Origin of the sequence: Methanoculleus sp. UBA413 (assembly GCF_002502935.1) — an archaeon.
Classification (GTDB): domain Archaea; phylum Halobacteriota; class Methanomicrobia; order Methanomicrobiales; family Methanoculleaceae; genus Methanoculleus; species Methanoculleus bourgensis.
Map to the genome: position 1 here is coordinate 797 of NZ_DAQR01000094.1, position 10,745 is coordinate 11,541.

Annotated in this window: 18 protein-coding genes; all 18 read right to left on the reverse strand. The window is 61.8% G+C overall.

The window, feature by feature from the left end; translation table 11 throughout:
* On the reverse strand, positions 1-323 hold a 323-nt coding region (locus BP858_RS07730; RefSeq protein WP_286879219.1), incomplete at its 3' end, for an amidohydrolase family protein.
* Positions 320-1,609, reverse strand: a complete 1,290-nt coding sequence (locus BP858_RS07735; RefSeq protein WP_062263388.1) for a formylmethanofuran dehydrogenase subunit B — start codon at positions 1,607-1,609, stop codon at positions 320-322. The genes BP858_RS07730 and BP858_RS07735, both read right to left, overlap by 4 nt.
* Positions 1,599-1,988 (reverse strand): molybdopterin dinucleotide binding domain-containing protein, encoded by a 390-nt coding sequence (locus tag BP858_RS07740; RefSeq protein ID WP_062263384.1) that lies wholly within the window; start codon positions 1,986-1,988, stop codon positions 1,599-1,601. The genes BP858_RS07735 and BP858_RS07740 overlap by 11 nt, the downstream gene beginning before the upstream one ends.
* A complete protein-coding gene (locus BP858_RS07745) occupies positions 1,985-2,590 on the reverse strand; it encodes a 4Fe-4S dicluster domain-containing protein (protein ID WP_062263381.1) in 606 nt (201 codons plus the stop codon). The genes BP858_RS07740 and BP858_RS07745 overlap by 4 nt, the downstream gene beginning before the upstream one ends.
* A 10-nt stretch (positions 2,591-2,600) precedes the next feature.
* Positions 2,601-3,689 carry a nickel-dependent hydrogenase large subunit gene (locus tag BP858_RS07750; protein WP_286879221.1) on the reverse strand — a complete coding sequence of 363 codons (1,089 nt, stop codon included), beginning with the start codon at positions 3,687-3,689 and terminating at the stop codon, positions 2,601-2,603.
* Positions 3,686-4,141, reverse strand: coding sequence for an NADH-quinone oxidoreductase subunit B family protein (locus tag BP858_RS07755; RefSeq protein ID WP_062263378.1), 456 nt, complete (start codon positions 4,139-4,141; stop codon positions 3,686-3,688). The genes BP858_RS07750 and BP858_RS07755 overlap by 4 nt, the downstream gene beginning before the upstream one ends.
* Positions 4,138-4,527 carry a DUF1959 family protein gene (locus tag BP858_RS07760; protein ID WP_014867149.1) on the reverse strand — a complete coding sequence of 130 codons (390 nt, stop codon included), beginning with the start codon at positions 4,525-4,527 and terminating at the stop codon, positions 4,138-4,140. The genes BP858_RS07755 and BP858_RS07760 overlap by 4 nt, the downstream gene beginning before the upstream one ends.
* Positions 4,524-4,766, reverse strand: coding sequence for a hypothetical protein (locus BP858_RS07765; protein ID WP_014867148.1), 243 nt, complete (start codon positions 4,764-4,766; stop codon positions 4,524-4,526). Before BP858_RS07765 ends, BP858_RS07760 begins: the two co-directional genes overlap by 4 nt.
* A complete protein-coding gene (locus tag BP858_RS07770; RefSeq protein ID WP_062263373.1) occupies positions 4,763-5,608 on the reverse strand; it encodes a respiratory chain complex I subunit 1 family protein in 846 nt (281 codons plus the stop codon). Before BP858_RS07770 ends, BP858_RS07765 begins: the two co-directional genes overlap by 4 nt.
* Position 5,609: 1 nt before the next feature.
* On the reverse strand, positions 5,610-5,813 hold the full coding sequence (locus BP858_RS07775) for a hypothetical protein (RefSeq protein WP_145916368.1): 204 nt from the start codon (positions 5,811-5,813) through the stop codon (positions 5,610-5,612).
* A gap of 5 nt (positions 5,814-5,818) precedes the next feature.
* Positions 5,819-6,472, reverse strand: a complete 654-nt coding sequence (locus tag BP858_RS07780; protein ID WP_074175520.1) for a hypothetical protein — start codon at positions 6,470-6,472, stop codon at positions 5,819-5,821.
* Positions 6,465-7,064, reverse strand: coding sequence for an EhaG family protein (locus BP858_RS07785; protein WP_014867144.1), 600 nt, complete (start codon positions 7,062-7,064; stop codon positions 6,465-6,467). Before BP858_RS07785 ends, BP858_RS07780 begins: the two co-directional genes overlap by 8 nt.
* Positions 7,061-7,516: a DUF2106 family protein gene (locus tag BP858_RS07790; RefSeq protein WP_014867143.1), complete on the reverse strand. Its 456-nt coding sequence runs from the start codon at positions 7,514-7,516 to the stop codon at positions 7,061-7,063. Before BP858_RS07790 ends, BP858_RS07785 begins: the two co-directional genes overlap by 4 nt.
* Entirely contained in the window at positions 7,510-7,749 is a 240-nt protein-coding gene (locus BP858_RS07795) for an EhaE family protein (RefSeq protein ID WP_062263369.1), read from the reverse strand. Before BP858_RS07795 ends, BP858_RS07790 begins: the two co-directional genes overlap by 7 nt.
* Positions 7,749-7,979: a DUF2108 domain-containing protein gene (locus BP858_RS07800; protein WP_014867141.1), complete on the reverse strand. Its 231-nt coding sequence runs from the start codon at positions 7,977-7,979 to the stop codon at positions 7,749-7,751. The genes BP858_RS07795 and BP858_RS07800 overlap by 1 nt, the downstream gene beginning before the upstream one ends.
* The gene (locus BP858_RS07805) at positions 7,976-8,215 is read right to left on the reverse strand and encodes a DUF2109 family protein (protein ID WP_214166660.1); all 240 of its coding nucleotides are present in this window, start codon (positions 8,213-8,215) and stop codon (positions 7,976-7,978) included. Before BP858_RS07805 ends, BP858_RS07800 begins: the two co-directional genes overlap by 4 nt.
* Entirely contained in the window at positions 8,212-8,697 is a 486-nt protein-coding gene (locus BP858_RS07810; protein ID WP_214166659.1) for a hypothetical protein, read from the reverse strand. The genes BP858_RS07805 and BP858_RS07810 overlap by 4 nt, the downstream gene beginning before the upstream one ends.
* A 285-nt stretch (positions 8,698-8,982) precedes the next feature.
* Complete coding sequence (locus BP858_RS07815; protein WP_214166658.1) at positions 8,983-10,494, reverse strand: TrkH family potassium uptake protein; 1,512 nt, start codon at positions 10,492-10,494, stop codon at positions 8,983-8,985.
* Between the last annotated feature and the right edge of the window lie 251 nt (positions 10,495-10,745).

A 10,745-nucleotide genomic window follows, 5' to 3' on the forward strand; every position in this document is an offset into this window, starting at 1 on the left:
ACGCTGTAGCGGTAGCTGTTGCCGTAGGTGGTCGGGACGCTGTAGCCGGACGTGGCGTGCATTGGCCCGCGCCGGGGCGTCCTGCCGGCCCGCATATCCTCAGGGCTCATGTACCTGCCGAAGTTCACCTTCGTCCCGCAGATATGGGTGTGCGAGTCGATCCCGCCCGGGAGGGTGAGCGCACCGTGGGCGTCGATCACCTCGGCCGCGCCGCTCACCTCCTCGACGACCGTTCCGTCACAGATGGCGATATCCATCGTCTCGGCGTTGATACCCCTGAGGGGATCGATGACGCAGGCGTTCTTGATCAGAAGTTCGCTCATCTCTCTCGTCCCTCCTGCATCAGTGCATACATACGGGAAAGGACCTCCTCATCAGAGGGGTAGTCGGTGGAGAGGACCTTCCTGGTCCTGATGGGCACCCCGTCCATCCGGTAGGCCGTCCCCTCCGCGTCGATGCCGGTCACCGCCACCGGGATCTGGACGTTGCAGAACGCGGTGGTGGCGTTCGGGTAGGGGTCAAGCTGGACCACCGGGATATCGGCGAGGTGTTCCAGGCACCGGCGCGGGAAGTGGGCGGCCGGGTCGCTCCCGACGATCAGCGCCGCGTCGCACTCCTTCCGGGCCAGGACATCCACCGCCGTGGTCTCCCCGGGGTTGTAGAACGCGATACCCCGGGAGAAGTCGATCCCGAAGGGGTAGCCGGTCATCCAGGTATTCACTTCGTTTGACCCGTAGACGTTGTAGTGGCCACGCATCGCCGAGATGGTGAACTTCGTGTGCCGGTTCAGTTCGGAGACGAGTTCGATGGCGTTTCTGATGTTCTTGTACTTCCCCTGGGTCATCGTGAGCCCAAGCCCGAAGTAGACCGCGCCGAACTTCGCCTCTTTGCAGAGGTCGACCACCCTGACGAGCTGCTCCCGGGTGACGCCCGCGACCGTCCTCGGTATCGTCTCCGTCTTCCCGCGGACGATAGCCCGGAGCGCTGAGAGGACCGCGTAGTCTCCGCCGGGTTTGATCTGCACGAACTCATCAGCGATGTTCGCGGTCTCGGTCCGCCTGATATCCACGACGATCACCTTCCGGTCGCGGAAGGCGTTCTCGAGGAAGAACCCGTCCGCGTAGCGCGTATACCGGGAGAGATGACGGGGATGGGCGTCGATCGGGTTGGAGCCCCAGTAGATCACAAGGTCGGCCCGGTTCTTCACGACACCGAGCGTGCACCCGGGGTGCCCGACTTCCTGGATCGCAAGGATCGATGGCCCGTGGCAGACCGAGGATGTGTTGTCGATGACGCCGCGCACGAGCTCGGCCATGTGCACCCCCACGCACTGGGCCTCTCCGTGGGTGCCGCTCCACCCGTAGAGGAGCGGCCGCTCGGCCGAAAGAAGCATATCGGCAGCGTACTCTATCGCCTCGTCATAGGAGATATCCTTCCACGTGTTCCCATCACGCAGGATCGGGTTCTTCATCCTCTTCTCGCCCATGAGTTTCGTGGTACCGAGCTCACAGGCGTTTGCGACGGCGACTACCCGGTTCTCCTCCACCTCCACCTCGATATCGTCGCAGAGGCACCCGCAGAAGGGGCAGACCACATCCTTAACGATCATAGGCAAGCCCTCCCAGATCTTCCATCAGTTTGTGAACAGTCTTTGGTTCTTTGTCCGTCGGTTCAATCTCCACCTCGTGCGACTTGAAGTCCGGCATACCGGTAGAATGGGTATCGGCATCGATGATATGGTTTGCATACGGCCCGTAGGGGACGAAGACGGTGCCCATCTCCACCTCAACCGACGCAACCGCCCGCATGACGACCTCTCCGCAGGGCCCGGTGACCAGGATGGCGTTCCTATCGTCAAGCCCGAGTTCCAGCATATCGAACTCGTGCATGAAGCAGGTTGAGGTTTCCTCCGCGTAATCAACCGAGGTCTTGTTCTCGACGGTCACACCCTGGGTCACCGTCCGCCCGGTGACCATGAGATAGGTCATGCCTCCACCTCCTCGTGCACCCCTTCGACCATGCGGGCGACCCTGATTGCACGGTTCGGGCAGTGGGTCTCGCAGGTCTTGCACCCGGTGCACTTCTCCTCATGGAGTATCCGCACCCGGCCCCCCTCGATCCGCATGATCACCTCATCGCTCGACGAGGTCCCCGTCGCCCCGAGCTGCGGGTCTTCCTGCTTGTTGATCGGACAGGAGACACAGCAGTTCCCGCACCGCATGCAGATGGTATCGTCGACCTCGAGATGATACCACGACCGGAACGCCGTCCCATCGTGCCGGGTGACGTCGAGAATCCGCCCGCTCGTAAGGACACCTTCCGGGCACGCCTCGACGCAGAGGCCGCACCTGATACAGTGGCCAGGGTAGACCTCCGGAACCCACTGGTCTTTTCGGCGGAGAACCTCGATGGCCCCGGGCGCCGGACAGATCATCATGCAGGAGAAGCACCCCGTGCACTCCTTGCCGGTCAGGGACGGGTAGTCCTTGAAGTACGGGGGGGTGACCAGGGGTGCGGTCTTTGCGAAGAAGAAATTCTTCAACCACTCAGGCCGGAGAAACTCTCGTATGTAGTAGATGATCGAACGCATAACCTCTGCCTTACCTCTCGTTGCACGCGACACAGGGGTCGCTGCTGATGAACGTCGACGTCACATCGGCGATCGACGTGACATCCTTGATCATCGAGTGGGCGCATGCCTCGATGTTCATGATCGAGGGCGTCCGGATCGCGATATCAACCACCCTGCCGTATTCGTCGGTCTTCACGTAGTAGGTCAGCTCGCCCCGGGGGGCTTCGCCGCTGTACGAGGTCTCGCCCGCCTTGCAGAAGCCGCCGCCCCGGATAGGGCCCTCAGGGAGGGTTTCGATGCATCTCCTGATCAGGTCGATGCTCTGGAAGACCTCCTGGAAGCGAACCATGATCCGGGCGAAGTTGTCGCCCTCGGTCCTGGTCACCTGCTCGAAGTCCAGCGCCTGGTAGGTCGGGTGGCGGAGACGCAGGTCGCAGTCAGGGACACCGCTCGCCCGGGCCGTGGGGCCGACGGTGTGCGCCTTTATCGCCTCTTCACGGCTCATGACCCCGATCCCGCGGCTCCGGAGCGCAATCAGCGGCCCGGTCTCAAAGATCCGGACATGCCGCTTCATCTCCTCCTCCACCTTCGCGAGGTCGGCAAGCATCGCCGCGGCGTCCTCGGGCAGGAGGTCGAACCTGACCCCGCCCGGGATCATGTAGGCGGTGTTGATCCTCGAGCCCGTGAGCCGCTCAAGGTTATCGAGCACCGTCTCCCGGGTGTTTAAGATGTACATCGCGAGCGTCTCGTGCTCGATCGTGTAGCAGTAGGAGAAGTTCGCGATGAGGTGGCTTGCTATCCGGTCGAGCTCGTTTGCGATCACCCGGAGGTAGGCAGCCCGCGGCGGAACCGTTATCGCGCTGATCTCCTCCATCGTCTCGATGAAGACCATGTTATGGACGACCGAGCAGATACCGCAGACCCGCTCCGCAAGGAACATCACCTCCTGCCAGGGCCGGCCCCGCATGATCCGCTCGATCCCCTTCTTCATGTAGCCGAGCTCGACCTCAGTCCTGAGCACCCGCTCGCCCGCCGTCTCGCACTTGATGCGGACGGGCTCCTTCCAGCAGGGGTGCACTGGGCCGAGCGGTATGGATACGTCGACGGTCTTCTTCATTTCAGCTTCTCCTCGTAGTCTTTGAATACCAGCGGTGCGACCGAGAGTATGGCGTTTAAGATCTCTGTCGGGCGTGGCGGGCAGCCCGGCACCTGTGCGGCGATGGGGATGTACTTCTCTGCCGGTGGGTCGGTCAGGGTGCCTCTCCTGTTATAGACGCATCCTGATATCGGGCAGTTCCCGATGGCGACCGCCACCTTCGGCTCCGGAATCTTCTCCCAGATATCACGGAGTTTGTCCACCCACTGCGGGGTGACGGAGCCGATGACCAGGAGGACGTCGGCCTCACGGGGGTTGTTGTGGACGTAGATGCCGTACTGCTCGATGTCGTAGCGCGGCGCAAGGCAGGCGAGCACCTCGATGTCGCAGCCGTTGCATGACCCGACGTCGACGTAACTGACGTGGATCGATCTTGAACGCACGGCGTTCTTGATGCCCTGGAGGATGCTCATGAGAGGATCGCCTCCCGTACCCGTGCCTTCCCTCTCGCGAGCGCCTCGTCGGCGGATGAACCGTCTCTCATCATTGCTTTGGTCTCGTTGTATATTGACTGCATCGTCCCGGGGTCTACGAGGGGTATGAACCTGGTGAAGAGTTCACACCCGAGTTCTCCTGCTACCTGATCGTTGCCGTCTGCATGCCGCTGTCCCATCTCCCACCTGACCTGCAGGTTCTCAAGCAGCGACATATCGAGCCGCCTGATCATCACCCTGCGGAGTTTCGCGTCGGTCGTATCGAGATGCCGGGCGATCTCGCGGACCGTCTCGTCGTGCTTCGTGCTCGTAAGGATGGTGTATTTCATCGGCCGAAGGTCCTTCTCGTAGAGGTAGCGGGTCATAGGTATCCTCCCGCCCTCAGCAGGGCATAGCCAAGAAAGAGGGCGATCGCCATCCAGAGCCCGACCATCTCGATCTTTTTGAGCCGCTCCTCGTCCGGGGCATGGTGGATGAGCGAGAGAACAACCAGGATCCCGGCGAAGAGCACCGCCTCGACCTGAACGGTCTGGTTCTGCACCCACTGCACCAGCGCTATAATGATGTAGGCTACCCCGCTGAGGAGCACCAGTTCACGAATCATGGCATCACCCACCAGAGACAGCCAACGTAGACAAGCATCAGCCCAGTGATGATCCCCTGGACGGTGACGCTGTCAAACGGCGAGAGCATAGGCGTTATCGCGCAGACAAACGAGAGCGATATGAGGACCGCGGTCATGATGACAAGAGCCGCCCAGAACGGAACAGCCCCGATGAAGATCGCCACAAAGGCGTAGAGGAGCACGAACGTCTTGAGCCCGTCGGTCACGGCCAGACCTGCCCGCCAGACCCCGAAGTGCTCTGTCTTGTAGCCGCTCACGAGCTCTTTGCTCTCCACGATCGAGAAGGGGCCGTAGGGCATCTTCGAGAGGATCACGATGTACATGGCTATGGCGACGGGCGGCGCGATGAGGAGGAGCGGCCCGTGGACTCCCTGGTAGGCGGTGATGTCACGCAGGATGAGCGATCCCGTGAAGAGGTAGATCGCGGCGATCGTGACGAAGAGCGGGATCTCTGATGCCGCCGATATGACCGACCGCACACCGCCGAACTTCGCGTAGGGCGAACCCGACGAGAGCCCGTAACCGTGCTCCACGACCTTGTGGAGCATGTAGATCGCAAAGAGGATCAGGATGCTCTCGCCGGCAAGGACGACGAAGAGTGCTGCGCTCCATATGCCGATGCCGATGAGCACGACTGCGACGTAGAGTGTCGCGCTTGCAGTCCTCGGCACCCAAGTGCTCTTGAACGAGAACTTCAGCGCATGGAGGATCTCCTGCCAGACGGGAGGTCCCGGTCTTGCCTGTATCCGTGCGATGACTTTCCGGTGGACCCCGAGCAGGAGGAGTCCGAAGACTGCTGCAAATACCAGGTACTCGATCATGTCAGTATCCTATGAACGGTATATCCTCTTCTCCCCCCGGAGCCCGCCACCAGAGCCCCAGGAAGAGCACCAGCACCGGGAACGCGACCACGAGGACCGTAGCCGCCGCCCAGGGCGGTATAAGGGCTGCTGCCAGCGCCGCCCATGCGGCAGCGATGGCGATAGCCGATGCCGCGAGTCCGTAGGTAACCGTCTTTCGTTTCATGGTCATCAGATGGTTATGACAATCTCCACGACGCGCAGGAAGATCAACAGCGATGAGAGGGAGCACATGATGACGTAGGGGGCGCCCGGCGCCCGGAACATCTCGGCTTTTGCCGCGTAGAACGGCGCCATCCCCTCTCCGACGACGCCGAGGCCGAGGAGGATCTTCGCCACCAGCGGGACCGCATAGCCGCCGGCCGCAAGGGCCGGAACGGAGAGCGTGCCGGTGGTCCCGAGGACCAGCGCGGCGCCCCCGAAGAGCGGCAGGGTGGCGACCATGGCGACGATCCCGTACTCATACGCGGCGTTGAGGACGTGACGGCTCTTCACCGCCGCGACGATGCCGACGTTGGTGATGCCGACCAGCGAGACGAAGAGCGTGAAGTTGAAGAGATCTCCGCTCGCCATCGCCCCCATGGACGCAAGACCGCAGGCTATCGCCATGAACCGGCGGAACCGCATCTCGGGGACCGTCGTCTGCTTCGCGTAGTAGGCGTCCCCCCCAAACGCTATATCGATCTGCCCCTCAGGCCTCGCAACGATGACAAGCCCCGTGAACAGCAGTGCGAGCAGGAAGAGCGTCGCGGTGTAGGGGGTGAAGTAGTGGAGGATATCCCCAAACGCCAGCACGAAGAGGTCGGCCCCGCCGATATCAGGCATTCGGACCACCCCGCATGGTGCCGATGAGCGACATCTTGGCCATGACCTTGACGAGGATCGCCGATCCCGCGAGCATGACCGCGAAGAACCAGTACTGCGGGAGGATCATGAAGGTGAAGAACGCGACGATCCAGAGGATCCAGGAGTAGCCGCTCGCGGTCTCGATAACCTCGAACCGCTCGCTTGGGTTGCGGCTGAGGAAGTAGAAGATCACGCCGAGCCCGGCGACGGCCCCGCCTGAGAACCCGGAGAGCACGATACCGTAGCCGACCAGGAGTGCGGCGAGTATGGGGGGAGCGGTCTTCATCACCTCGATCTGCAGGGTGTCGGTTGGCGGCCGCGTGTAGCCTTCCTTGATCCGGAAGATCTCGGAGAGCGCGATCAGCTCTGAGACGCCCACCACAAGCCCCGGGAGGATGAGGGCCTCAGCGAGGTCGGTGCCGACCAGCGCGATGAACGCGAGGGTGACGACCTCGACAAGATCGGTGAGGAGCAGGCGGTGGAGCCCGTCGGTCTCCCGCATCAGGGCAAAGAAGGCTATCCCTGCCGACGCGAACGCTACGAGGAGACCGAGCGGGTATGCCGGGATCATTCTTCTTCTCTCCTCCGGTAGAGATACGACGCGATCGCAAACGCTGTAAAGAGGATGCTCGTCTCGACGACCGTATCGAGCCCCCGGGTGTTGTAGAGGATCTCATCGATGATCCCGCCCGGGTGGGCGACGATCGTTGTGCCCAGGTGGTGCGTGTGGTCCGCGAGGTACTGCGAGAGCGGTGTCAGGTAGGTGGTGACATATCCCGCGTAGGGCGAGTTCTCCGGGTACTGCGTGACGATCTCCGTTGTGCCGAAGGGAACCCCGCCCCGGTCGTAGGGGTAGAGCGAACTCGCTGGGTCGAGGGTCTTTGGGTAGAGCTGGTGCTCCTCGAACGCGAGCGGCAGGGAGAAGATGCCGATGAGAGAGACGATGATGCACGCACCGGCAAAGAGCGCCACGAGGTTCTGGAAGTTGGAGAGAACCCGGGAGATCCTGGAGATGATCAGCACGAGGCATCCCTCCACTCCATCAGCCGCACGATGACGAACGTGCCGATTGCGGTGACCGCGACGAACGTCAGGAGCGCCAGGGCCTCGTCATAGGCGAGCATGATCAGGAGAAGCCCCCAGGCCGGTATCTCCAGGTTGATCAACCGGGCGATGTAGGTCTTCGGCCGCACGAAGGCGACCGCAAGGACGCCGATCACGAGGATCACGAGTCCGAGGATGAAGGTGGCCTCCATCACGCCTCATCCCTCCTCACGGCCATCAGGACAAATATCGTGGCGATAGGGGCGATCAGGGAGACCGCGATGGCGACGTCAAGGTAGCCGCGGTCCACGATGAACGGCACGATGCCGCCGACAAGGATCCCAAGCGAGATCAACTTCCCGTAGGAGTCCCTGATGAGGGCGGCCGAGACCGCGCCCGCGAGCGCGATTAACCCGAATGTGACCTCGAGCGCAAGGATCATCGCTTCACTCCTCCTGCGTAGGTGCTCGCAATTGCGTTCGCCTCAAGCGTGGAGCCGACGAAGTAGGCTGCCGCCGCAACGAGGGAGAGCGGGTGGTCAAGCAGCAGGACGAGCGCGCCGGCAACGGCGAAGTTCATGACATTCACATACGGGAGTTTCCTGCCGGTGTTCTTCTCGATGAGGGCTCGCGCGACGGCAAAGACCGCAACTCCAGCCACGAGGTAGAGCGCGATCACTGCCTGACCCTCCAGAGTCGCGCAAGGAGCCTGCTCGCGCGGGCGTGTGAGAGCCCCTGGATAGAGAGGATGGCGAGCACCATGCCTGCGATGAAGTCTGTAGCGGCAAACCCGACCAAAGTGAACCCGTAGACGATGAATGTGGCAAGAACCGCACCGGTGGTCCCTGCATAGCCGGGGTCGTGACAGATACGGTTGCCGATGAAGACCATCAGGGCCGCAGCGAGTCCGCCGGGGATGCCGGCGACGTAGACGCCGCACGCGGCAAGGAGCGTCCCGGCCGAGGCATCAGGAGAGCAGACGATGTTTCCCATCATGTTCCCGCCGGCAAGAGCGCCTCCACCGGCCTCGATATCCCGCGCGATGGCTGATGCTCCGCTGACGCCGCCCGCTTTCGGCAACTCAAAGAAGATATCGACGGTTACGAAGAGCACCCACGCAATGACCGCCGCCGCCAGGATATGTAGGATCTCACCCAGCATTCTTTCCCATCTATTGAAAAATACGGTTGATCAATTCAATAAAGGTTGTGTTGTTGACATTTTGGGCTTCTTTCCACCGGAAAAGCCCGTTAGACGCGCGTCGGGTATGACGACCGTGGTTAATTTTCTTACTAAAGTAATGGTTTTTATATGCATTAGATTTTTCTACGTATATTCGAGTCCCCCGCACCTCGCAATCGGGATATCCTCCTGCCGCGGTGTGGGCGGCGCCACCGGGATGTCCCGGGTAGATCTGCGGCGCGCACCCAGACGCGGCCTCACGCGTCACAGCCGCCGTGATACCCTGAGCACCAGGGCGATGACGGGCACGACCTCCAGCCGCCCGGTCCACATGACGATGATGAAGACCCACTTCGCCAGGGGGCTCATTCCGGGGTTTATGTACCCGGTGCTGATCCCGACGTTTGATATGGCGGAGACGACCTCGAAGATGACGTCGGCGGAGTCGAACCCGGCGTATGGCGCGAGGTGGAGCAGGAGGAGCGTGGCGATGGTGACCACCAGGGCGAAGAGCATGACGACGAGCATGCTCTTCGATACCTCATACTCAGGGAGGTGCGTGAGGATCGGCCGCCCGTCATGCCGGAGCGGGGTAACCACCCGCCAGCCTGAATACAGTCTCCGGAACCACCATTGGAGCGTTTCAAGGCCGAGGATAACCCGGCCGAGTTTGATGCCCCCGGCGGTACTCCCCGCCGATCCGCCGATCAGCATCAGCATGGTGAGCACCATCACGGTCGCGCCATACCAGTTGACGGGGTTTGCGTTCTGAAACCCGGTGCAGGTGATGCCGCTCACCGTCATGAAGATGCCCTGCCTGATGGCCTCTGCGGGGGCAAGGGAGGAGATGGTCACGAGATCGAAGGTGATGACGGCGCATCCGGCAAGGATGAGTGCGAAGAGGAGGATCGCCTGCGGGTCCTGCAGGAGTCCGAATTTTCTCTTGTAGTAGAGAAGAAAATAGAGTTTAAACGGCAGGGCTCCGGCGATCATGATCGGGACGACGAGCATCTCAAGGAGCGGGCTTTCGTAGTAGAGGATACCAGCTGAATGCACCGTAAACCCGCCGGTCGATATCGCTGTCATGACGATGTTTACGGCATCCCAGAGGGATACGCCCGAGAGGAGAACGAGCCCGATGCCGAGAGCCGTGAGTACCAGGTATATCCGCCACATCTCTGCAGCAGTGGCCACGACGCTTGGCATGAACGTCTCGGACCGCCCTTCCGAGCGGTAGAGCCAGAACCTGGTCAGACCTGACCTGCCCGCGAGTGCGATGGTGAACGCGACGATCCCAAGCCCGCCCATCCACTGGGTCAGCGACCGCCAGAAGAGGATCATCCTCGGGGCGGTATCGATCGATGGTATGAGGGAGAACCCGGTGCCCGTCCAGCCTGACATCGCCTCAAATACGCTGTCGGTATACGGCATCCCGAGACTGAGGGTATAGGGCAGCGCGCCGATCAGGGCGGCGATAAGCCAGGTCAGGGCGACGGCGGAGAGGGCGACGGAGAGGTGCGTCTCACCCTCTCCTCGTTGGATATTGGTGAGCAGGATCCCGATGAGGCCGAACCCTGCCGGCGCGGAGGCCATCGGGAGGAGGAGATCGAGTTCGCCGTACCAGATACCGACCAGGAACGGGGTGCAGGATACCAGCGCGATGAAGAGGAATATGAGCCCTATGTCGGGGGCGATGACGGCAAACCAGTTACCCGCCGCCGACAGCCCCCCTCTCCGTGGAGGCGCAGGTGAGAAATGGTTTTTCCGATGCACCATTTTCGGTACCCGATGCGGATCAACGGGGACTCCAGCCGCATCATAGACCTGATGCACATTGTCTATGTAGTTTTTGCTCTCCTCCACTCTCAGGGCGGTGCATCGAGCGGCCTTGCTTTGAGGGGATCTGGTGCGGGAGACGGATCGCCGATACCCCACTGACTTCGCGCACTTCTGCGTGAGGCACCGTTGTAGGTGAACTTTCGCATGAAACGCCCATGAGGCAGGGCCTCATGCTGCACGGATGAAAA